15 protein-coding genes are annotated in these 23,434 nt (G+C 67.2%); 12 read left to right on the plus strand and 3 right to left on the minus strand.

The window, feature by feature from the left end:
• Positions 1 to 65: 65 nt before the first annotated feature.
• Complete coding sequence (locus IHV25_RS03415) at positions 66 to 860, minus strand: tRNA1(Val) (adenine(37)-N6)-methyltransferase (protein WP_192533698.1); 795 nt, start codon at positions 858 to 860, stop codon at positions 66 to 68.
• A gap of 265 nt (positions 861 to 1,125) precedes the next feature.
• Between IHV25_RS03415 and IHV25_RS03420 the strand changes: the two genes are divergently transcribed.
• From IHV25_RS03420 to IHV25_RS03450, 7 genes are all read left to right on the plus strand, one after another.
• Positions 1,126 to 2,121 carry a polyprenyl synthetase family protein gene (locus IHV25_RS03420; protein WP_192533699.1) on the plus strand — a complete coding sequence of 332 codons (996 nt, stop codon included), beginning with the start codon at positions 1,126 to 1,128 and terminating at the stop codon, positions 2,119 to 2,121.
• 24 nt (positions 2,122 to 2,145) lie between these two features.
• The gene (locus IHV25_RS03425; protein ID WP_192533701.1) at positions 2,146 to 2,391 is read left to right on the plus strand and encodes a hypothetical protein; all 246 of its coding nucleotides are present in this window, start codon (positions 2,146 to 2,148) and stop codon (positions 2,389 to 2,391) included.
• 106 nt (positions 2,392 to 2,497) lie between these two features.
• Positions 2,498 to 3,385 (plus strand): glycine--tRNA ligase subunit alpha, encoded by an 888-nt coding sequence (locus tag IHV25_RS03430; protein ID WP_192533702.1) that lies wholly within the window; start codon positions 2,498 to 2,500, stop codon positions 3,383 to 3,385.
• Complete coding sequence (gene glyS, locus IHV25_RS03435) at positions 3,378 to 5,459, plus strand: glycine--tRNA ligase subunit beta (RefSeq protein ID WP_192533704.1); 2,082 nt, start codon at positions 3,378 to 3,380, stop codon at positions 5,457 to 5,459. Before IHV25_RS03430 ends, glyS begins: the two co-directional genes overlap by 8 nt.
• Positions 5,460 to 5,475: 16 nt before the next feature.
• On the plus strand, positions 5,476 to 8,142 hold the full coding sequence (ppdK, locus tag IHV25_RS03440) for a pyruvate, phosphate dikinase (RefSeq protein WP_192533706.1): 2,667 nt from the start codon (positions 5,476 to 5,478) through the stop codon (positions 8,140 to 8,142).
• A 78-nt stretch (positions 8,143 to 8,220) separates the two neighbouring features.
• Complete coding sequence (locus IHV25_RS03445; protein ID WP_192533708.1) at positions 8,221 to 9,390, plus strand: LptF/LptG family permease; 1,170 nt, start codon at positions 8,221 to 8,223, stop codon at positions 9,388 to 9,390.
• Positions 9,387 to 11,183, plus strand: coding sequence for an ABC transporter transmembrane domain-containing protein (locus IHV25_RS03450; RefSeq protein ID WP_192533709.1), 1,797 nt, complete (start codon positions 9,387 to 9,389; stop codon positions 11,181 to 11,183). The genes IHV25_RS03445 and IHV25_RS03450 overlap by 4 nt, the downstream gene beginning before the upstream one ends.
• A gap of 316 nt (positions 11,184 to 11,499) precedes the next feature.
• Here the strand turns inward: IHV25_RS03450 and IHV25_RS03455 are convergent, their stop codons facing one another.
• Positions 11,500 to 13,281 carry an ABC transporter ATP-binding protein gene (locus tag IHV25_RS03455; RefSeq protein WP_192533711.1) on the minus strand — a complete coding sequence of 594 codons (1,782 nt, stop codon included), beginning with the start codon at positions 13,279 to 13,281 and terminating at the stop codon, positions 11,500 to 11,502.
• Positions 13,282 to 13,493: 212 nt separating this feature from the next.
• Here IHV25_RS03455 and IHV25_RS03460 point away from each other — a divergent pair, with 212 nt between their 5' ends.
• Together IHV25_RS03460 and ppa are read left to right on the plus strand one after the other, a co-directional pair.
• A complete protein-coding gene (locus IHV25_RS03460) occupies positions 13,494 to 15,080 on the plus strand; it encodes an AmpG family muropeptide MFS transporter (RefSeq protein WP_192533712.1) in 1,587 nt (528 codons plus the stop codon).
• A gap of 96 nt (positions 15,081 to 15,176) precedes the next feature.
• Positions 15,177 to 15,728, plus strand: coding sequence for an inorganic diphosphatase (gene ppa, locus IHV25_RS03465; protein WP_192533714.1), 552 nt, complete (start codon positions 15,177 to 15,179; stop codon positions 15,726 to 15,728).
• Between the two features lie 78 nt (positions 15,729 to 15,806).
• Here the strand turns inward: ppa and IHV25_RS03470 are convergent, their stop codons facing one another.
• Positions 15,807 to 16,250, minus strand: coding sequence for a hypothetical protein (locus tag IHV25_RS03470; RefSeq protein WP_192533716.1), 444 nt, complete (start codon positions 16,248 to 16,250; stop codon positions 15,807 to 15,809).
• Positions 16,251 to 16,931: 681 nt separating this feature from the next.
• On the opposite strand from IHV25_RS03470, the gene IHV25_RS03475 reads away from it, so the two are divergent.
• The 3 genes from IHV25_RS03475 (at position 16,932) to IHV25_RS03485 (ending at position 23,337) form a co-directional block, all read left to right on the plus strand.
• Positions 16,932 to 19,025: a methyl-accepting chemotaxis protein gene (locus IHV25_RS03475; RefSeq protein WP_192533717.1), complete on the plus strand. Its 2,094-nt coding sequence runs from the start codon at positions 16,932 to 16,934 to the stop codon at positions 19,023 to 19,025.
• Between the two features lie 652 nt (positions 19,026 to 19,677).
• The gene (locus tag IHV25_RS03480) at positions 19,678 to 21,801 is read left to right on the plus strand and encodes an RNA degradosome polyphosphate kinase (RefSeq protein WP_242018774.1); all 2,124 of its coding nucleotides are present in this window, start codon (positions 19,678 to 19,680) and stop codon (positions 21,799 to 21,801) included.
• 3 nt (positions 21,802 to 21,804) lie between these two features.
• The gene (locus IHV25_RS03485) at positions 21,805 to 23,337 is read left to right on the plus strand and encodes a Ppx/GppA family phosphatase (RefSeq protein WP_192533719.1); all 1,533 of its coding nucleotides are present in this window, start codon (positions 21,805 to 21,807) and stop codon (positions 23,335 to 23,337) included.
• The last annotated feature ends 97 nt before the right edge of the window (positions 23,338 to 23,434 follow it).

Here is a 23,434-nt window from a genome sequence, read left to right on the forward strand (position 1 = left end):
CTGATGCGTCTTTTGCCCTGACCGGTGTGATGCGGCGTGGTCTTCACGCGTGATGCGGGGAGCGTTTACAGGCGCCCCGACAGCCTCAGGTCCAGGGCTCCGGCATCGCGCAGGATCCTGTTGGCCCCCGCGGTGTAGGCGCCGTCCGCTTCGTGCAGGACCAGGCCCGGCAGGATCTGTGCCGGTCCCCGGACCCCCTTGCGGACGCACACCAGAACCCGGGAGGCGGGCTCTCCGGCCCTGGGCCACAGGGGGAACACACGCAGGTCGCCCGTTGCCCGGCTGCAGGCGGCCACAAGGGCATCCAGGCGCGCGGCGGGGAACACCACGTACAGCCGGCCCTTGGGGCGCAGAAGGGCAAGACAGCAGCGGACCCAGCGGTCCAGGGGCATCGCGGCGCTTTCGGTATGGGCTTCGCTGCGGTGGGGGTGGGGCGAGGTGCTGCTCCCGCTTTCCGTATAGGGCGGGTTGGTCATGACCGCATCAAAGTCCCCGGGCCCTGTGCGGGCGGCCTCGCCCAGGTCGGCCCCGACGGGGATGACCCGCTCCGGGCAGCCGGTCCGGATCACGGACTCCCGAAACAGGGCGAGGGCCTCCGCGTTGCGCTCCAGCCCGGTGACCGTCAGGTCCGGCCGGCGGACCGCAAGGGCCAGGGAGGCGGCGCCGGTGCCCGCGCCCGCGTCCAGAATCCGTGCCCCCGCCCTCGCATCGACGCAGGCGGCCAGGAACACCGGATCGATGGCCGCCCGGTAGCCCGCGCTCGGCTGGAGAAGGCGGACCCGCCCTCCGAGAAGGGCGTCCTCGCGCGGTTCCGGCGGTGTCGGACCGGTGGGGAGCGGTGCAGTTTCAAAAGCGGTCATGGGGTGCACCCCGGGGAGGTTCATTTTTTCCCGGAGACTGGGCCCGAATCGACCGGGCGTCAACAGAAAGCCGTCCTTGCGGGAATCGTCCGCTTGACCGCGGGCGAATTCACACCCTATTCTCGCAGCGCCGCGCTCTGAAACAGTGCGGGCTGGCCTTCCGAAAGAAGCGGGATCCGTCCGTTTCCTTCCCTTTTCTCAAGTGTCGAGTACAGTACCCTTGTCAAACGCCGTGACCACAAAACCAGACTCCCAACCCGCAGGGATGGATATGGACTCCGCCCTGGAGGCCCTTTTGAGTGTTGTCGGCGACGACCTCCGGCTCGTCAATGACGCGATTGTGGCCCGGATGAACAGCTCGGTGGCCCTGATCCCCCAGCTGGCTGGGCACCTGATCACGGCCGGCGGAAAGCGTCTGCGACCCCTTCTGACCCTGGCGGCGGCCCGCATGTGCGGTCTGGAGGACGCGGCCCGTCCCGCCCGCCTGGCAGCCTGCGTGGAGTTCATCCACACGGCGACCTTGCTGCATGACGATGTGGTCGACGAGAGCATGCTGCGGCGCGGCCTGGAATCCGCCAACGCCCTGTGGGGCAACAAGGCCAGCGTCCTTGTGGGGGACTTCCTGTTCGCCCGCTCGTTCGAGTTCATGGTTGAGGATGGCTCCCTGAAGGTGATCCGCTCCCTGTGCAACGCCACGTCGGTGATTGCCGAGGGCGAGGTGCTTCAGCTGATGACCGCCAACGACACCACCACCACCGAAGACCAGTACATGGAGGTGATCCGCTCCAAGACGGCCGCCCTGTTCGCCGCCGCCTGCGAGGTGGGTGCCCAAGCCGCCGGAGCCCCCGAGGCCCACGAGAAGGCCCTCTACGACTACGGCATGAACCTGGGGATCGCCTTCCAGCTGGTGGACGACTACCTGGACTACTCCGCCCGCCAGGCCGAGCTCGGCAAGACCGTGGGCGACGACTTCATGGATGGCAAGATCACCCTGCCGGTCATCCTGGTGTTCGAGCGCGGCACCGACGAGGAGAAGGCGTTCCTTCGGCGCTGCCTGGAAGACCAGGAGATGGAGGATCCGAAGGCGGATCTGGCCCGCGCGATCCAGATCATGGCGAAATACGACACCCTCGGGGAGACGGTCACCCGCGCCCGGGACTACGGCGCGCGCGCCCGCGCGGCCCTGTCGTCTTTCCCGGCCAATCCTGCGCGCGACGCCCTGATCGGGATTATCGACTACTGCATCGATCGGGCGCACTAACCAGGAAACGGGACGGGCTTCGAGATGTTCCTGCTGAAAATACTCTTCACCCTGGCGGCGATCATCGGCGTGTGGGTGGTGTTCCGTGCCGCATCCCGCATGGCACGGGGGGAGCGGCGCACGACTCCGGCCGAGGAGGCCGCCCGCGCGGCCCGCGCCGCAACCGAGGCCCGGGCCGGAAAGTCCGTCGATCTGGTGAAATGCCCGTCCTGCGGCGCCTATCACGATTCGGGCACGCCGTGTGCGTGCCGGAACGGGCGCCCGGAATGATCTCCCCTGCCGAGCCGAAGCTGCTTCTGTCCGGCGTCCGGAAAGGCGGTCTGCCGGGGCCTTTCCGGGAACGGTGTTCTGCTCCCGGAAACTCAAGGTTTTCCTCATGACCACCCCGAATGATTTTCAGTCCCTCATCCTGAGGCTTCAGCACTTCTGGGCCGAACGCGGCTGCGTGATTCTCCAGCCTTTCGACATGGAGATGGGGGCGGGCACGTTCCACCCCGCCACGACCCTGCGCGCCCTTGGTCCCGACCCCTGGAACGCGGCCTTCGTGCAGCCGTGCCGCCGTCCCACCGACGGCCGCTACGGCGAGAACCCGAACCGCCTCCAGCACTATTACCAGTTCCAGGTCATCTTGAAGCCCTCGCCGGAGGATCCCCAGGCCCTGTACCTGGACTCCCTTCGGGCGCTGGGGATCGATCCCCTGGCCCACGACATCCGTTTTGTCGAGGACGACTGGGAAAGCCCGACCCTGGGCGCCTGGGGCCTGGGCTGGGAGGTCTGGTGCGACGGCATGGAGGTGACCCAGTTCACCTATTTCCAGCAGGTGGGCGGCGTGGACTGCAACCCGGTTGCGGTGGAGCTGACCTACGGCCTCGAGCGGCTGGCCATGTACATCCAGGGGGTCGAGAACGTCTACGACCTGGACTACAACGGCGCCGGCGTGACCTACGGCGATCTGTTCCTTGAGGCCGAGAAGGAATACAGCGCCCACAACTTTGAATTTGCCGACACGGCGGCCCTGTTCCGCCACTTCGACGACGCCGAGCGCGAGTGTCAGGCCCTTCTGGAGCGCGGTCTTCCGCTTCCGGCCTATGACCAGTGCATCAAGGCCAGTCACCGCTTCAACCTTCTGGACGCGCGCGGTGTCATTTCCGTGACCGAGCGGGCCGCCTACATCGGCCGGGTTCGGGCTCTTGCCCGCGGGTGCTGCGAGGCTTGGCTGAACGTCTGTACGTCCCGGGCTGCGGGAGGCCCTGTCCATGGCTGAGTTGCTTTTCGAGCTGTTTTCCGAGGAAATTCCCGCACGCATGCAGGAACGGGCCGCCCAGGATCTGGCGCGCCTGATGGAGACCTGTCTGGGCGAGGCGACCCTGACCTTTGACCGGGTGCAGACCTGTGTGACCCCGCGGCGCCTGTGTGCGGTGGTGCATGGCCTGCCCGAGCGCCAGCCGGATGTGAGCGAGGAGCGCAAGGGCCCCCGCGAGGACGCCCCCGCCAAGGCGGTGGAGGGCTTCCTGAGCTCGGTCGGCCTGTCCCTCGACCAGGTGGAGCGGCGGGAGACCCCCAAGGGCACCTTCCTGTTCGCCATGATCGAAAAAAAGGGCCAGGACTCCCGGGATATCCTCCCCGGAGTGCTGGAAAAGGTCATCGCGGCCTTCCCCTGGCCCAAGTCCATGCGCTGGGGCGCGAACCGCTTTGCCTGGGTGCGCCCGATCCACGGGGTTGTGGCCCTGTTCGACGGGGTCGTCCTGAAGGGCGGCATTGATCTGGGCGGCCGCATGCTGCCGTTCTCGGACACCACCCGGGGCCACCGCTTCCGGGCGCCCGAGCCGTTCCCGGTCTCGGGGTTTGCCGATTACTGCGAGAAGCTTGCGAACGCCCATGTGGTCCTGGATGCTAACGAGCGCCGCACCCGGATCCGGGAGGGGGCCGACGCGGTCGCCGCCTCCATGGGCCTTGAGGTGCGTCCGGATCCGGGTCTCCTCAACGAGGTGACCGGTCTGGTCGAGTGGCCCGAGGTTCTGGTGGGGCGCATCGACGACGACTGCATGAGCCTGCCGCAGGAAATCCTGACCACCTCCATGCGCGCACACCAGAAGTACTTTGCGCTCCAGACCGCGGACGGAAGCCTGGCCCCCCACTTTGTTGTGGTGGCCAACGGTATCCGCCCCGAGGCCCGGGAGACGGTCATCGCTGGAAACGAGCGGGTGCTGCGCGCCCGCCTGTCCGACGCCCGGTTCTTCTGGGACCAGGACCGCGCCGAGACCCTGGAAAGCCGCGTGGCGGCCCTGAATGACCGGATTTTCCACGCAAAGCTGGGAACCGACTTCGAGCGTGTCGAGCGCATCCGCCGCCTTGCGGGCGTGATTGCCCGCGCCTGGGGCGTGCCGGATCCGGCGGCGGTCGACCGCGCCGCTCTGCTGTCCAAGGCGGACCTGTCCACCGGCATGGTGGGCGAGTTCCCCGAGCTCCAGGGCGTCATGGGGGCCTACTACGCCCGCCACGACGGCGAGGCCCAGGACGTTGTGGAGGCCATCCGCAGCCACTACGGGCCTTTGGGTCCGTCGGACCGCTGCCCGTCGGCGCCCGTGTCCGTGGCGGTGGCCCTGGCCGACAAGCTCGACACCCTTGCGGGCTTCTGGCTGATCAATGAGAAGCCCACCGGATCGAAAGACCCGTTTGCCCTTCGCCGGGCGGCCCTGGGCGTGATCCGGCTGATTTTGGAAAACAACGTGCGTGTGCGCCTGCGTCCCCTGATCGACGCGGCCGCCGAGGGGCATTGCGCCGCCCGGACCTTCTCCGGGGCCTCGGTCACGGACGATCTCATGGTCTTTTTCGCCGAGCGCCTGAAGGTGCGCGAGCGCGAGGGCGGCCTGCGTCACGACCTGATCGAGGCGGTCTTTGCCCTTGCGGGCGAGGACGACCTGGTCCGCCTGTGTGCGCGGGCCCGGGCGCTGGAGGACTTCGTGCGCACTCCGGGCGGCAGCGACCTGCTGGCGGCCTGCCGGCGCGCGGCCAACATTGTGCGCATCGAGTCCGGCAAGGACGGGGTCGACGGCTTTGGCGCTCCGGATCCGGCCCTCTTCGGGCAGGACGAGGAGCGGGCTCTGGGGGCAGCCCTGGACGAGGTGAATGTGGAGGCGGCTCCGCTTCTTGCGGCCGAGGCCTACACGGACACCATGGCGGTGCTTGCCCGTCTGCGGGCTCCCGTCGATGCGTTTTTTGAACACGTGACAGTCAATGCGGCGGACCGGGCCTTGCGCGCTAACCGCCTGGGACTGCTTCAGAGCATATTGGCCACCATGAGTGCGGTGGCCGATTTCTCCAAAATCGAGGGTTAGGGAACAGGAGCTCGATATGACCAAGTGGGTGTATGGTTTCGGCAACGGCATGGCCGAGGGGCGTGCCGACATGAAGAATCTCCTCGGGGGCAAGGGCGCCAACCTTGCGGAAATGAGCAACCTTGGCATCAACGTCCCCGCAGGCTTCACAATTACCACCGAGGTCTGCACCTGGTACTATGAGAACGGGCGGTCCTACCCCGACGACCTGAAGGGCCAGGTCCTGGCGGCTCTGGCCGAGGTCGAGGCGCTCATGAACATGACCTTCGGCGACGGACAGAACCCGCTTCTGGTGTCCGTGCGCTCGGGCGCGAGGGCGTCCATGCCGGGCATGATGGACACGGTGCTGAACCTGGGTCTGAACGACACCACGGTTCAGGGCCTGATGGAGCGCTCCGGCGACGCCCGCTTTGCCTACGACAGCTACCGCCGCTTCATCCAGATGTACTCGAACGTGGTTCTCGGCATCGAGAGCTGGAACTTCGAGGAGATCCTGGACGAGGTCAAGGACGACCGCGGCTACTCCCTCGACACCGAGCTGACCGCCGAGGACTGGAAGGGCGTCGTCGCCCGCTACAAGGAGGTGGTGATCCGCGAGCAGGGCAAGCCCTTCCCCGAGGATCCGCACGAGCAGCTCTGGGGCGCCATCGGCGCGGTGTTCGGCTCCTGGATGAACCAGCGTGCCATCACCTACCGCCGCCTGAACAACATCCCCGCGGACTGGGGCACGGCGGTGAACGTCCAGGCCATGGTCTTCGGCAACATGGGCGATGACTGCGCCACCGGCGTGTGCTTCTCCCGTGACCCCTCCACCGGCGAGAACGTTTTCTACGGCGAGTACCTGGTCAACGCCCAGGGCGAGGACGTGGTTGCGGGCATCCGCACGCCCCAGCAGATCACCATCGCGGGCAAGGAAAAGAACCACTCGACCCTCCCGGCCATGGAGGAGGTCATGCCCGCGCTCTACCAGGACCTGGTTCGGGTGCGCGATATCCTCGAGAACCATTACCGCGACATGCAGGACATGGAGTTCACCATCCAGGGCGGCAAGCTGTGGATGCTCCAGACCCGCAACGGCAAGCGCACCACGGCGGCGGCGCTGCGCATCGCGGTTGAAATGGCGGGCGAGGGGCTCATCACCCGGGACGAGGCGGTCATGCGCGTCGAGCCCGAGAGCCTGGACCAGCTTCTCCACCCCTCGCTTGACCCGGCGGCCGAGCGCATCGTTCTGTCCCGCGGCCTTCCGGCCTCTCCGGGCGCGGCGTCCGGGCGCATCGTCTTCACCGCCGGCGTGGCCGAGGACTGGGCCCGCAACGGCGAGAAGGTGATCCTCTGCCGCACCGAGACCTCGCCCGAGGACATCGGCGGCATGCACGTCGCCCAGGGCATCCTGACCACCCGGGGCGGCATGACCTCCCACGCGGCGGTCGTGGCCCGCGGAATGGGCACCCCCTGTGTGGCCGGTGCCGGCGAGTTCCAGGTGGACGAGCACGCCAAGACCCTGAAAATCCGCGACGTGGTCCTGCACGAGGGCGATATCATCACCCTGGACGGCGCCACGGGCCAGGTCATGCAGGGCTCGGTTCCCACCATCCAGCCCGAGCTGACCGGTGACTTCGCCACCCTGATGGGCTGGGCGGACGAGCGCCGCACCATGATGGTGCGCGCCAACGCCGAGACCCCGGATGACGCGTCCGCAGCCCGCCGCTTCGGCGCCCAGGGCATCGGCCTGTGCCGCACCGAGCACATGTTCTTCGATCCGCGCCGGATCATCGCCATGCGCCGCATGATCCTGGCCGATGACGAGGCGGGCCGTCGCGAGGCTCTGGACAGCCTGCTGCCCTACCAGCGCAAGGACTTCATCGACCTGTTCACGGTCATGCACGGCCTTCCGGTCACGATCCGTCTGCTGGACCCGCCGCTCCACGAGTTCCTGCCCCACACCGAGGGCGAGATTGCCGAGGTGGCCCAGGTTGCGGGCGTCAGCGGCAAGGACGTGCGCGAGCGCACCCAGAAGCTGGTGGAGTCCAACCCCATGCTGGGTCACCGGGGCTGCCGTCTGGGCGTCTCCTATCCCGAGATCTACGAGATGCAGGCCCGCGCCATCTTCGAGGCGGCGGTCGAGGTCGCCCGGGAGACCGGTGTTGCCCCCCTTCCCGAGGTCATGATCCCGCTGGTCTCGACTCCGAGAGAGTTCGAGCTCATGAAGGACGTGGTCGACCGGACGGCGAAGGCCGTCTTCGAGGAGGCGGGACTGGCCGTCGAGTACATGGTCGGCACCATGATCGAGCTGCCCCGTGCGGCGCTTCGGGCCGGGGACATCGCGGCGAGCGCGGCGTTCTTCAGCTTCGGCACCAACGACCTGACCCAGACCACCCTGGGTCTGTCCCGTGACGACGCGGGGTCGTTCCTGCAGACCTACCAGGACAAGGGCATTTTCGCGCGCGATCCGTTTGCCTCCCTGGATGTGGACGGCGTCGGCGAGCTGGTGCAGATCGGTGTCGAGCGCGGCCGGGCCACCCGTCCGGACATCAAGCTGGGCATCTGCGGCGAGCACGGTGGCGACCCCGCCTCCATCCGCTTCTGCCAGAAAATCGGCCTGAGCTACGTGTCCTGCTCGCCGTACCGGGTGCCGATCGCGCGCCTGGCAGCGGCACAGGCGGCCTTGCAATCCGGGGCCTAGTTCCGTACATATGCGAAAGCCGCGCCGCCCGGGTCAGAGCGGCGCGGTTTTCTTTTCCGGAAACCGGCAGGGCCCGCATTGAGCATTCTTGATCGCTACATCCTGAAAAATCTGCTCGTGAGCCTCACGGTGGCGACCGTCTCGCTTCTGGGGCTCCTGTGGCTGATCAATGCCCTCAAGTTCCTGGACTGGTTCATCAACAAGGGGCTGTCCGTCTGGACCTTTCTGAAGGTCACCTGGATTCTGATGCCGGGCTTCCTGACGGTGTTTGTCCCCATCGCCCTGTTCGCGGTGACCCTGTTCGTCTACTCCCGCCTGTCCTACGACCGGGAGCTGGTGGTCATGCGCTCCGCCGGCATGAGCGTCTGGCGCCTGGGGCGCCCGGCGCTGATCTTGTGCACCGCTCTGACGCTGGTGGGCTACGTCCTGACCCTGGAGGTGGTTCCCTCCCTGGAGCGGGTGTTTGACGACATCAAGACCAGTGTGCGCGACGACATCTCGTCCCTGGTGCTGCGCGAGGGCCAGTTTACCCAGGTCAACCGCAACATCACCGTCTACCTGGGCGAGCGGGCCGCCGACGGCACCTTGAAGAACATCGTGATCTACGACACCGGCAACCCGGAAAAGAGCGCAACGGTTCTGGCCAAGTCCGGGGCCCTTGTGATGGACCAGGGGCCACCGCGCTTCGTCCTGATCGACGGAAACCGCCAGGAGTGGGACTATCGGAACCGCCGGGCCAGCTTCCTGTATTTCGACAGCTATTCCCTCATGTTCCGTTCGGATGACACCTCCGGGGGCTACCGCTACCGCAAGGAGAACCAGCGCTCGTTCCGGGACCTGGTCACACTCAAGGCGGGGGACATCCCGGACGTGGAGTATCCCACGCCCCTGACGGAAAACCAGGTTCGCCGCCTGCGTCTGGAGGCCCATCAGCGGCTTCTCCAGCCCCTCAACCATTTCGGCTTTGTGATGATCGCCCTGGGGGCTGTTCTGACCAGCCAGTTCCGCCGCCGCAGCAACAGCCGTCCGGTTCTGCTGGCCGTGTTCCTGGTGGTCTGCTTCCAGGCCCTGGACCTGAGTTCGGGCAGTCTGGCCAAGCGGTCCTGGACCGGTCTGGTTCTTTATGACGTGGCCGTTGTCCTGCCCATTCTTGTGGGCCTTTTGTGGATGGCCAATGTGCCCCGGCGGCTGATGGATGCGATCGTGACGGCCCGCGCCTCCGCCGTGCATGCGCGTGGTGCCTCGTGACGACCGCCCCCGCCGAGGAGATGAAAGAGCACGAGACGGGTGGCCCCTCCGGTCCTGCCCTGCTTTTGCGCTTCCTGCGTGACACCCTTGTGGCCCAGCTTCTGCCGCTTGTGTTCGCGGGCGTGTTCATGCTGGCGGTCGCGGGGCTGACCACCACGGTGGCCTGGCTGATGGAGCCCGCCTTCAACGCCATTTTCCGGTCCAGCGATCCGGACCGGCTTTACCTTGTGGCCCTGGCCTTTCCCGCGGTTCTCACGGCCCGGGGTGTGGCCAACTATATCGCCCGGCTGCTTTTGAACCGGGTGGGCCTGGACGTGGTCGCCACCAGCCAGAAGCGGCTTTTTGACCACCTCCAGGGGATGGACATCTTTTTCATCGCCCGCTACCGCACGGCGGGGCTGACCAACCGGATCGTGGGGGACACGGCCAGCTTGCGCTCGGTCCTGATTGACCTGATGCGCCTTCTGTCCTCGGACCTGCCCCTGATTGCGGGCCTTGTGGCGTCCCTGTTTGTGTTCGATCTGGACCTTGCCCTGCTGGCGCTTGTGGTGGTTCCCCTGGCGGCAATTCCCGTTGTGCTTCTGGGGCGCGCGGCCCGGGTGGTGGGCAACCGCACCCTGGTGGAGCGCGGGCTCTTTGCCGGAGCCATGCTCCAGGCCCTCCAGAGCATGCGGCTGGTGAAGATCTACGGCGCCGAGGAGTTTGAGCGCAAACGCGCGTTTGACCGCTCGGATGCCCTCTACCGGCTGTCCATGCGATCCGTGCTGATCGAGGGTATTCTTGCGGTCTCCCTGGACCTGATTATCGGGGTGGTGTTCTCGGTGATTGCGGTCTACGGCTTTTACCGCCTTTCCAACGGAACCCTGGACCCGGGCACCCTGGTGGCCTTCGTCACCGCCGCCTACCTTGCCTATCGGCCCATGAAGGGGCTGGGCAAGGGGATGGTTTCCGCCCAGTCCCTGTTTGCGGTGCTCCGGCGCTACTATGCCTTTCTGGACACGGCCCCGGGCATTCCCGATGCGCCGGGCGCGCGTCCGCTTCAGGTGAGCCAGGGGGAGATCCGCCTGGAAAACGTGACGCTGCACTACCCGGGACGGGACGAGCCGGCCCTGGACGGCCTGGACCTGACCCTGCCCGGAGGAAAGACCACGGCTCTGGTGGGCCGTTCGGGCGCGGGGAAGTCGTCCGTGTTCTCGCTGCTCGTGCGGTTTGTGGATCCGGACGGCGGACGCATCCTGATTGACGGCCAGGACATCCGGGAGGTGCCCCAGTCCTCCCTCTGGCGGACGGTGACCCTGGTGCCCCAGGAGGCGGTGATCCTGGACGACACGATCCGGGCCAATATTGCCTTCGGTGTCGAGGACGCCGCCGATGCGGAGATTGAGCGCGCCGCCCGGAACGCGGCTCTCGAGGATGTTGTGCGCTCGCTGCCCGAGGGGTACGCAACCCTGGTGGGCGAGGACGGCGTGCGGCTGTCCGGCGGCCAGCGCCAGCGCCTGTCCATCGCGAGGGCCATGCTGCGCGAGACCCCGGTTCTGCTTCTGGATGAGGCCACCTCGGCCCTGGATCCGGAGAACGAGCGCACCGTGCGCGAGGCCTTCGACCGGGTCCGCCAGGGACGCACCTGCGTGGTCATTGCCCACCGCCTGTCCACCGTGCGCAATGCGGACCGGATCTGTGTGATGGACGCGGGCCGGGTTGTGGCCTCGGGCACCCACGAGGAGCTTCTGGCCTCGTGTCCCCTGTACGTTTCCCTGTGCGAGCAGGACGGGGGCGTTACCGACGCCACCTGACGCCCGGGGTGTCCGGTTCCGGGAGCCTGCGTGCGGGCCTGCGAGCTGCCCCCTGCGTGCGTTGGCCCGCCTGCGCGTGGCCCTGGTCCTGAACCTGTTTGATGGATCCGGTGTGCGTGGGCCTGCGGGCCTGCCCCCTCGCGAGCTTGTCTCTCGCCGGGTGTGTCCGGCCCGCTGGCTCCGGTGTCCGTTAGCGGCGTGGGCCTGCGGGCCTGCCCCCTCGCGAGCTTGTCTCTCGCCGGGTGTGTCCGGCCCGCTGGCTCCGGTGTCCGTTAGCGGCGCGGGCCCGGGCTAAAGGGGCGGGTCGGTGCCGGGATCAGCTGCCCAGCTCGCCCGCGGCCAGCAGGCGCGCATAGAGGCCGCCGCTGTGCGCGAGGCTGTCGTGGGTTCCGCTCTCCACAATCCGGCCCCGGTCCATCACGTGAATGATATCCGCGGCCCGGATGGTGGACAGACGGTGGGCGATGACCAGCGTCGCGCGGTCGCGCATCAGTACCTCGAGGGCCGCCTGCACCAGGCGCTCGGACTCGCCGTCCAGGGCCGAGGTGGGCTCGTCCAGCAGCAGCACCGGGGCATCCTTCAGGAACGCCCGCGCGATGGACAGGCGCTGGCGCTGCCCCCCGGAGAGCGACGCTCCCCGTTCCCCCAGCCAGGTGTCATAGCCCTGCGGCAGATCCCGGATGAAGGCGTCTGCCCCCGCCATGCGGGCGGCGTGCTCGATGGCCTCGCTTGACACACCCGGAGCGCCGTAGGCGATGTTGGCCCGCGCCGTGTCGTCGAAGACGATCACCTCCTGGGAGACAAGGGAGATCCGCTCCCACAGGGACGCGAGCCGAAGGGACCGCAGGTCGTTCCCGTCGATGCTGACCATGCCCGCGGTCGGGTCGTAGAGCCGGGTGATCATGTTGAGCACCGAGGACTTCCCCGCCCCCGACGGACCCACCAGGGCCACCGTGCGGCCGGGCTCCAGGTCCAGGGACAGGTCGGCGAGGGCATTGCGCCCCGCGCCCGGATAGGCAAACGTCACGGTCTCGAGCCGGATGTGCGACGGTCCCGGGGGCAGATCCCGGGCATCCGGGGCCTCCTGCAAGGTGGGCTTGGTGTCGAGCACCTCGAACACCCGCTCCACCGAGGCCAGGATGCCCTGCAGGTCCACGTGCAGGTTTGCAAGGCTCTTGGCCGGACGGTAGGCCAGCATCACGGCCACCAGGAAGGACACCACCGCGCCTTCCGTCATGCTGCCGTCCAGAATGCGAAGCCCGCCATACAGGACAACGCCCCCAAGGGCCAGCCCGACGACGGCCTCGGTCAGGGGGGCGAGAAGCGTGCGGGTCTTCTGGATCCGGAACTGGAGCTGGCGCAGGCGGTTGATCAGGCCGTGCACCCGGATGCGCTCCTGGCGCTCGGCGCCGTAGAGCCTGGCGATGCGCACGCTGCGGATCGTCTGGATCAGGCGGCCGCCCAGATCGGCGGCCTGGGCCTGGGCCTGCTTCGAGACCCTCCGGACCTTGCGCCCCACCAGGGTGATGGGCCAGATCGCCAGCGGCATCAGAACGTAGGCAATCAGGGACAGCTTCCAGTCCAGCCACAGGGTGTAGGCAACAAGCCCGATCAGGGTCGGGATGTCGCGCCCGATGCTGGACATGGTGGTCATGAACAGGGTTCCCAGCACGTCCGTGTCGGCGGTCACCCGGGTTGTCAGGGTTCCTGCGGGCTGGCTTTGCAGGAAGGCCATGTCCATGGAGGCAATGTGGGCGTAGGTGGCCTTGCGCACATCGTTGATCACCCCGTTCGAGGCGTGGGACAGGACGTAGCGCCCCAGAAAGGCCGTGACGGACCGGATCACAAAGACGGTGGGGATGGCCAGCACAAGAATAATCAGGTGGTCGGCGCTCACCGTGTAGGTTCCGTCCCGGAAGCCGTCGACCAGGGGCTTGGCGGCCCAGGCGACCGCCACCGACACCGCGCCGTTGAGCGCCATCCAGAAGAGGGCCACAAGGAACGTTCCCAGCCGGGGTCGGGCGAACCGCAGAAGAAGGCGCTTCAGGACCGGCTGGTGGCTGTCGTCCCGGGGGGAGGGGGCGGGCGAGGAGGGCATGGAACGGGGTGTCCGAAGGGATAACGACGATGGGCCGGACGGTAACAGGTCCGTTCCGGCCCGTCCAGTTGCTCGCGCGCGGGGATTTTGGTCTGGCCTGGCGGGAGCTCCGGGGATAAGAATAAAATCCGGGCCCAAGAGCGTCTGCCTCACAGCCTCTGCCTGTCGTTCCCGTTCTCCCCTTCCTCTCCCGCAAGAAGAGACGTCCCCCCATGATTGAAACGGCTCTGGTTTCCGACGGCTCCGCCCGGCGCTCGTGGGGGCGGACGGTCCGCCTTCTTCTCGCGCCCCCTGTGTTCCGTCTGCTGTTTCTCGGGTTTTCCGCGGGGCTCCCCTATCTGCTGATTTTCGGAACCCTGTCCATCTGGCTGACCGAGGCGGGGATCCAGCGCTCGACCGTCACCATGCTCAGCTGGGCGGCCCTTGCGTTTTCGTTCAAGTTCGCCTGGGCGCCCCTGGTGGACCGCATGCCTCTTCCCGGGCTGACCCGGCTTCTGGGGCGCAGGCGGGCCTGGCTTCTCCTGTCCCAGCTGTGCGTGTGCGCCTCGCTTGTGGCGACCGGGTTTTCCGATCCGCTCCAGTCCCTGACGGTGACCGCCATGGGGGCCGTGGCCATCGCCTTTTCCGCGGCGACCCAGGACATTGTCATCGACGCCTACCGGATCGAGGCGGCCGAGCCCGATCTCCAGTCCATGATGGCCGCCACCTACCAGGCGGGCTACCGGGCGGGCATGCTGGTGTCCGGGGCGGGGGCGCTCTGGCTCGCGGGCTGGCTGGGCACGTCGCTGGAGAGCTACAGTCTGGACGCCTGGGCCCTGACCTACTGGATCATGGCGGGCCTTATGGGGATCGGCGTTGTGACCACCCTGTTCATTCCCGAGCCGCCCCCCAACGCCGCCCGCGACGCGGCCCGGGGGGAGGGGGACAGCCTGGCCCGCCACCTCCAGCTGCTTGTGTTTGTTCTTCTGGGCGCCGGGATTTTCATCCTGTCGTTTCTGTGGTTCGGCAGCGTGCGCGACGGCCTGCGGGCCTCGGGTACCGGCCTCGGAGCCTTTCTTGCCGCGGCCGGTCCCTTCCTGGGGGCGATGGTCGAGGCCCTGAGGTTTGTGCTCTCGGGGGCGCTGGCCCTGGGCGCGCTGGCCCTTCTGACCGTGCTGCGCCCCGGCTGGCGGAGCAATCTGTCCGCCACCTATTTCTCGCCGGTTGCGGACTTCTTCGATCGCTACGGGCGGCTTGCGCTTCTGATCTTGCTTCTGATCGGCACCTACCGGATCTCGGACATTGTCATGGGCGCGGTGGCCAACGTCTTCTACACCGAGATGACCTTCACCAAGGAGCAGATTGCCCTTTACACCAAGGTCTGGGGCGTTGTGGCCACCCTGGTCGGCGGCTTTGTGGGCGGCATCTTCGCGCTGCGCCGGGGCGTCATGAGCGCCATGTTCATGGGCGCCCTGTTCGTGTCGGTCACGAACCTGCTTTTTGCGGTTCTGGCCCACCACCCGGGGGACGAGCTCTACTTGGCCATTGCCATCACCGGCGACAACTTCGCCGGCGGATTTGCCGGGGCGGCCTTCATCGCCTACCTGTCCGCCCTGACCAGCGTGCAGTTCACGGCCATGCAGTATGCGCTGTTCAGCTCGCTCATGACGCTGGGGCCGAAAATCCTCGCGGGCTACTCCGGAAGCATGGTGACCGCCTTCGGCTATGACACCTTCTTCGTGGGCTGTGCGATCATCGGCCTGCCGGTTCTGCTGCTCGTGGTTCTGGCGGCCCGCTATGCCCCGCCGGGCCGGACCTGACAGGCCATAAGTTTTTCTTTCCTTGACGGGTTGTGTGCTTTACAGTGCGCGCCCTGTCCGGGACTGTCCCGACCCAGGAAATGGAGTCCTCCTGTCATGAATATCAACAAGATCCCCATCGGCAAGAACCCGCCCACGGATATCAACGTCATCATCGAGATCCCGATGCTGGCCGACCCCGTGAAGTACGAGGTGGACAAGGAATCCGGTGCCATGTACGTGGACCGCTTCCTTCACACGTCGATGCAGTATCCCTGTAACTACGGCTTCATCCCGCACACCCTGTCCGACGACGGCGACCCGGTGGACGTGATGGTCATCGGCCGTATTCCGGTTGCGGTTGGCTGCGTCCTGCGGACCCGCCCGGTGGGAATTCTCTACATGGAGGACGAGGCCGGCGGAGACGAGAAAATTCTCGGCGTGCCGCACACCAAGCTCCACCCCTACCACGACAACGTGTTCGACATCGAGGACGTGCGTGGCATCGAGCGCCAGCGCATTGAGCACTTCTTCGCTCACTACAAGGATCTCGAGGAAGGCAAGTGGGTGAAGATCGTCGGCTGGGGCGGTCACGAGGAGGCCGAGGAGGCCATCCGTCGCGGCGTTCAGCGGGCGGCTGACCTGGAAGTGCGCAAGCGCTACGGCTGACGGGGCGGTTCGGACCTGCCGTGCGCCCGGGACGACAGGCGGGCGCACGCAAGCAAGCGGCGCCCGGCTCCCCGGGCGTCAGCCCGGCGGAAGCACCGCAATCGGGTTCGACATGGCGATGGCTGAGGGGCTCATCCCGAAAATCTCGTCCAGGTCCGGATCCGACACCGCAAAGGACAGTTCCTGGCGCAGGTACTTCACCACACCGGCTTGGGCGTCACTGCGGATGATGGCCCAGGAGAAGCACAAGGTGGCGTCCGGGTGCTTGCACTCGAGGATCTTGTAGGAGTTGGCCGCAAGATCAACCGCGCGGGCCATGTCCTTGTGGTACCCGCAATAAATCCAGCCGACCCTGTTGGTCCCCCAGATGATGAAAACACCCTCCCGGCCCTGAAGCATTTCCGGCTTCCGTGCAACCGTGAACAGCGGCATGTACTTCATGTTCACACTGCGTTGCCAGTACGGATTGATGGGCGTGTCCGCCTTCTGGGACGATCCGAACAGTGCTTTCAAGATGGCCATGACAGTTCTCCGGTCTGCAGCACGTTTTATTTGAGTCTGCCGCTTCCGGGGGCCCTGGCGTCCGGGCATCCGGGGCGCAGCCCTTTTGCGTTTCGAGGTGCAACGCCCGCGGCCGGGCCGTCACAGGCCGGTGGCCCGGAATTCCGAGGGGTTGCAGGGCACGTACGCAGGCACGCACCACATGTGGGGCCCAGTGTAGAGCGATTCGGAATTGCCGTCACCAGAAATATTCTCACGCTCCAGTGTAGATTTGGGCCGGGTCGCAGGGCGGTCCCGGCGGCCGGGCGCGGTCCGTCCGATTTTCTCCAGTTTTTGTAAAGTAAGTGTATTTCACCGGCCTTTAAAGTACTATCATCCCGACCCGGCAGTTGAGACGGGTTTCCCCGGGCGCTGTCTTCTTTCGAGGCGGCGTCCTTATAGTGTCTGCCGGTCCGCGTTCCGGAAACCCGGCCCCCGTCCGGCGCGGGCCGGTGGTTTCTGGCGGGGTGGTGTCCCGGTTTGGCCGTCTGTCCGGCGGTGCCGTGGCCCCGGTGGGGGCGTGGTCCCGCTGGGGGTCGTGGTCCCGCTGGGGGTCGTGGTCCCGGGGCAGGCCGGGTTTGGTTCGCACAGGCTTTGGAAATAAGGGGCTCTGCGAGGCGGTTTGAACGACGGTGGTCGACTCGGAGCCGACAGGAGATTTTCATGTCCTACCAATCGTTACGCATGATGCCCAAGATCATGGTTCCCGTGGTGCTGGTGCTTGTTGTGAGTTTGTCCGTCGTGGGCTGGATGATCCAGTCCCGGTCCGCGGAGGCCCTGAAGAGCGTTTCCCTGCGCGAGCTGGAGAACCTGGCCGGACAGGAGGCCTTCGCCATCTCCACCTTCCTGGAGCAGGCCCTTGGCCCGGCCCAGGCCCTGGCCCTCGGGGTGGATGAGGTCATCTCCAATGGCGAGATCATTTCCCGTCAGGCGCTTATCGAGCTTCTGTCCGGTGTCGCAAAAAGTAACCCGAACATCCTTCTCGCGGGCGCCTTTTTCGAGCCCGATGCCTTTGACCGGGCCGACGACCACTTTGTGAATGGTCCGGGCTCCGGTCCCGACGGTCGTTTTGGTTTTTACTTTAATAATGAAAACAAGACGGTCCGGTACATGCCGAACTTTGATGCCCGTCCGATCTACCGGCAGGCCCGGGAGACCCCGGGGCACTTCATCTCCCTGCCCATGGCCTCGGTTATCCGGCCGGACACCCAGGTGCTGTCCGCCGTGGGTGAAATCCGCAGGCCCGGGGGCACGTTTGCGGGGATGGTCCAGATCTCCCTGCCGCTGCCGGTTCTGGTGGAGCGCCTGAAGACCGTTCAGGCCTACAGGACCGGGTACGCCTCCCTTTACACCGGCGAGGGTGTGACCATTTCGGATCCGGATGCCTCCCGCATCGGGGGCAGCCTGTTCCAGGCCCATGACCTGGCGGATTCCACCCGGGTGCGCGCCCAGATGAAGGACGGCCGCAACACCATTCTCACCAGCTTTGTCACGTCCGGCGGCGTCGAGATGATCCTGTGTCTCCACCCGTTCCACCTGGCGGGGACCAGCCAGGTCTGGTACTTGGGCGTTGCCGTTCCCATGGACGAGGTTCTTGAGGTGGCCCGGAGCATGAGTGCTCTGACCGTTGGTCTTTCGGTTGGGGTCATCGCTCTGATTCTTCTGGTTATTTTCGTCGTGGTTCGCACCTCTGTGCGTCCGCTCGGGGAGCTGGCCGCGTTCTCGGGCCAGGTGGCGGCGGGGAACTACCGCGCGACCCTGGACGACTCCCGCTACGGGGGCGAGGCCCGGGAGCTGGGCGCAGCCCTGAAGAATATGGTGGCCTCCCTGGTCCGGAACCTGGACGAGCAGAAACAGACCCAGGCCGAGGAGGCCCGCAGGGCCCGGAAGGCCGGCGAGACCGCCGAGGCCATCGCCCGGCTCACCGACGCGTTCCGCGACCAGTCCCAGCAGGTGCTGGAGGCCACGGACCGGGCCGCCGACATGCTCCAGAGAACCGCGAGCGAGATGCAAAACGCCAGCCATGTCCTGGGCGAGCAGACGACCGCCGTGGCCTCGGGCTCGGAGGAGGCCACCGCCAGCGTGGAGAACGTGGCATCCGCCGCCGAGGAGCTCTCCGCGTCCATCCGCGAGATCGGCCAGCAGGTGGAGCACTCCAACCGCCTGTCCGCCCGGACCATGGACGAGGCCCACGCCACCAACGATATCGTCCACAGCCTTCTCGAGGCCTCGGACCGGATCGGGGAGGTGGTGCGCCTGATCAACGACATTGCCTCCCAGACCAACCTGCTTGCGCTGAACGCCACCATCGAGGCGGCCCGCGCGGGCGAGGCGGGCAAGGGCTTTGCCGTGGTGGCCAACGAGGTCAAGAGCCTGGCCAACCAGACCTCGCGGGCGACGGACGAGATCAGCTCTCAGATCGGGGCGGTCCAGGAGTCCACCCGCGGCGCGGTCGAGGCCATCAGCAAGATCGTGGACCGCATCAGCGAGATCTCGCAGGTCGCCGGGGCCATTGCGGCCGCCGTGGAGGAACAGTCCGCGGCCACGGCCGAGATTGCCAACTCGGTCCAGCAGGCGGCGTCGGGAACCCGCGAGGTGTCCACGGCGGTGGAGAAGGTGGCCGTGGCCTCCCGCGAGACGGGGGAGACGGCGAACCGGGTCCAGCACTCGTCCGAGCAGCTGTCCAAGGCGTCCTCGGACCTGAAGGCCAGTGTGGTGTCTTTCCTGGGCACCCTTCAGGAGACCCTGAAACAGTAGGAACCGGCTGCGGCTCCGGCCTTCGGGCCGGGGCCGGGCTCCGAACCGTCCGGCAGACCCTGCCGGCAGACCCCGCCCCAACCCGGGAGCGGGGTTTTTTGTCCGCCCCGTTTTCCGCGGTGTCCGCGCTCCGGTGCGAGAGGGGAGGGGGGGCGGCTCCGCAGGACGGATGGCGGGTCTCCATGGCGGTCCTCGTGCGGGGTGCCGGGAGAGCTGTCCGCGGGGTGCGGTATGGGGCGGTGTGGGGCGGGGACGCGGTATGGGGCCCGGTTGCCCCACCCTTCCTGCCCCAGGTGCCTTCCTTGCAGCGCGTCGGGAGTGCAGGCCTCCGGGCGCGCCGGGAGAGCGCCCCCGTGGGGTGGCTTCCTTGCGCGGGGGCGCCGGGAGCACGCGGCCCCCGGCCTCCCTTCGCGCGGTCCGGGAGCGGAGCTCCGGCGGCGATCACCGGTTCCGAAGTGTTCGGAATGGTGATAAGCTTGCCCCTGTAAACACTTGGCTCCCTGTTTTTCTGGAACTCTGCCCCGCCATGTCGTCGAGACTCATGAAAGCTCTGCATGCTGCTCCGGTCCGTCCCTCCGCAGGTCGCGAGGCGGAGGCGGGCGAGGCCAAACCGGGGGCACCGGGCCAGGCACCCTGTCCGCCCGGATGCTCCATGGACTCCCCCTCGCGCTTCATCAACCGCGAGCTGTCCTGGCTTGGCTTCAACGCCCGTGTCCTGGAGGAGGCCAGCAACCCCCGCCATCCCCTGATGGAGCGGGTCCGTTTCCTGTCCATTTCCGGGTCCAACCTGGACGAGTTCTACATGGTCCGGGTGGCCGGCCTGAAGGGCCAGGTCTCGGCGGATGTCAAGATCCCCACCCCGGACGGTCTGACGCCCGCGCGCCAGCTTGACGAGATCAACGGCGTGGCGCGGCGTCTTCTGGACAAGCAGCAGGACGCCTGGGCCGCCCTGCACGGCGAGCTGGCCGAGGCCGGTGTCAGCGTGGTCAAGCCCGCGGACCTGACCCCCGAGGAGCTGGCCTGGGCGGAAGAGGCCTTCATGACCCGGGTCTTCCCGGTGCTGACGCCCCTGGCGATTGACCCGGCCCATCCGTTTCCGTTCCTGCCGAACCTGGGGCACGCGCTGATCTTGCACCTGAACCGCAAGAGCGACCGCACCAGCATGCGGGCCCTGGTGCCCCTGCCGTCCCACGTGCCGCGCTTCTTGCGCCTGCCGTCCCGGGATCCGAAGAACCTGCGCTTCCTGTTCCAGGAGGACTTTGTCCTTCAGTTCCTGGGCCACCTCTTCCCGGGCTTCCATGTGATCCAGGGCGGGCACTTCCGTGTCATCCGGGATTCGGTCGTGGAGGTGGACGAGGAGGCCGAGGATCTGGTCATGAGCTTCGAGACCGCCCTCAAGCGCCGCCGCCGGGGGCACATCATCCGCCTGACCCTGAACGCCGACATGCCCGAGGATCTGGTCCGCCTGATCTGCGACGAGATGGACGTGGCCGAGGAGGATCTCTTCAAGGTCAAGGGCCCCATCGGCCTTGCGGATCTCAAACAGCTGATTTTGGACGACCGGCCCGATCTCCAGTTCACGCCCTACGCCGCCCGCTTCCCCGAGCGGATCCGGGACTTCGGCGGAGACTGTTTCGCCGCGATCCGCAAGAAGGACATCGTGGTCCACCACCCCTATGAGTCCTTTGACGTGGTGGTCCAGTTCCTGCGCCAGGCGGCCCGGGATCCGAACGTGGTGTCCATCAAGCAGACCCTTTACCGCACGTCCAACAACTCGCCCATCGTGGCGGCGCTGGTGGAGGCGGCGGAGTCCGGCAAGTCCGTGACCACCATGGTGGAGCTCAGGGCCAGCTTCGACGAGGAGGCCAACATCCGCTGGGCCCGGGATCTGGAGCGGGCGGGCGCCAACGTGGTCTACGGGTTCATCGACCTGAAGACCCACGCCAAGGTCTCGCTGGTGATCCGGCGCGAGGGGGCGGAGCTGCGCCCCTACGTGCACTTCGGGACGGGCAACTATCACCCCATCACCGCGAAAACCTATACGGACCTGTCGTTTTTCTCGGCCGATCCGGTGCTGTGCCGGGACGCGGGGCGGGCCTTCAACTTCATGACGGGCTACGCCGAGCCCGAGCGCCTGGACAAGCTGCGCCTTGCGCCTCTGGGGCTCAAGGAGTTCCTTGTGGAGCGCATCCGGGCCGAGGCCGCCTTTGCCCGCGCGGGCAAACCTGCCACCATCTGGGCCAAGATGAACGCTCTTGTGGACCCCGAGATCATCGACGAGCTGTACCGCGCCTCGCAGGACGGCACCCAGATCGACCTGGTGGTGCGCGGCATCTGCTGCCTGCGGGCCGGGGTGGAGGGCCTGTCCGAGAACATCCGGGTGAAGTCCATCGTGGGCCGGTTCCTGGAGCACTCGCGGATTGCCTGCTTCGGCAACGGCGAGCCGCTTCCCGGCCCCAACGCGCTGGTCTACATGTCCTCGGCGGACTGGATGCCCCGCAACCTGGAGCGCCGGGTGGAGGCCCTGGTCCCCATCGAGAACCCCACGGTCAAGGCGCAGGTGATGGACCAGATCATGGTCGCCAACCTGAATGACCGGGCCCAGTCCTGGTACCTGACCCCGACGGGCGAGTTCCTCCGGGCGCAGGCGGACGAGGGCTCGTTCTCGGCGCACGAGTACTTCATGACCAATCCGAGCCTGTCCGGTCGGGGGTCCGCGCTCAGCGGCCCTGACACGGCCATTCCTTCTCTGGTTTTGTCCAATCCCCGGGGCTAGTGCATGAGTTCCAACGATGTCGAGGTGCAGGCGGGGGCCTCCGGGTCTTCGTTCCATTACTCCAGCAGTCCCTTCGGTGTCGTGGACATCGGTTCAAATACGGTCCGCCTGGTGATTTACAGGCGTCTTGTGCGCAATCCCCTGGCCATCTGGAACGAGAAGCTGACCTGCGCCCTGGGCCGCGGGCTCCAGGAGACGGGGCGCCTGAACGAGACCGGCAAGAACCTGGCGCTGCGGGCCCTTGCCCGGTATGCCTCGATTGCCCGGGCCATGGGGATCACGGACCTGGACCTGGTGGCCACCGCCGCCGTGCGTGACGCCAGCGACGGCGAGGCCTTCGTGGCGGAGATCGAGGCCCTGACCGGGCTGCGGGCGACCATCCTCACCGGCGAGCAGGAGGCCCGCATGGCGGCGCTCGGGGTGCTGTGCGCCCTGCCGGACGCCGAGGGCATGGTGGCGGACCTGGGGGGCGGCTCCGTGGAGCTCATCATGGTGGGCGACGGAGACTGCCAGATGCCCTACACGTCGCTGCCTCTGGGGCTTCTGCGCCTGACCGAGGCCGCCGGGGGCGACCTGGCCCGGGCCCAGGGCATCCTGGAGGACTCCTTTGACCGCCTGTCCTGGCTGAGGGAGACGGCGGGGCGCCCTCTCTACGCGGTCGGGGGCGCCTGGCGGAGCCTGGCCCGGATCTGCATCCACCTGAAGAGCTATCCCCTCCACGTTCTGGACAACTTCTCCCTGGACCGGGACGAGGCCCTCGCCCTGCTGGACCGGATTGTGGCCATGACCCCGGAGGAGATGCGCACGGTCCCCGGCATTTCCGACAAGCGCCTGCCCGCCATGCCCTTCGCCGCCGTGGCCCTGCGCGCGCTTCTGGAGCGGGCCGGCTCGCCGCGCCTGGTGTTTTCCGTCTATGGCCTGCGGGAGGGGCGCTTTTTCTCCCATCTCTCCCCCTCGATCCGGGGGCTGGACCCGCTTCTGGCCTCGTGCGAGTCCCTCGCGCGCACCGCGTCGCGCTTCCCGGCCCAGGGGCACGAGCTCATGGAGTGGATGACCCCCCTGTTCGGGGACGAGACCCCGCCGGAGCGCCGCCTGCGTCTGGCCGCCTGCCTTCTGGGTGACGTCTTCTGGTCCGAGCATCCGGACTACCGGGCCGAACAGGCCTTCCAGCGGGTCATCAAGCTGCCCTTCATGGGCCTGAGCCACCTGGACCGGGCCTTGCTGGCCCTGATGCTGCACTACCGCTACACCAACGAGGCTGGAGACGACTGGGTCACGCGGGCCCACGCTGTGGTGGGGGAGCGGGGCGTTGCCCGCGCCCGGGCGGTGGGCCAGGCCCTGCGCCTGGGCTTCACCATCAGTGCCGGGGCGGTGGGGCTTCTCCGCCGGGCGTCCCTCGACCTTCAGGGCGACGAGCTTCTTTTGCGCCTGCCCGGAAACGAGCCGGCCTACCTTCCCGAGCTCTTCTCCAAGCGGCTGGGCCAACTGGCCCGCACCCTCCAGAAGAGGGGGCGCCTGGTGTTCGACCCCGACTGAGAAACCGCCCCGATTTGCCAGCCTCCGTGACGGGTTACCCTTTTTTCAAGGGGGGCGAATACACTGTTCAGGTCGCCGGGAAAACGGTACACTGGCG

The sequence above is a fragment of the Phaeovibrio sulfidiphilus genome, from assembly GCF_014861485.1.
GTDB classification, from domain to species: Bacteria; Pseudomonadota; Alphaproteobacteria; order Rhodospirillales; family Rhodospirillaceae; genus Phaeovibrio; species Phaeovibrio sulfidiphilus.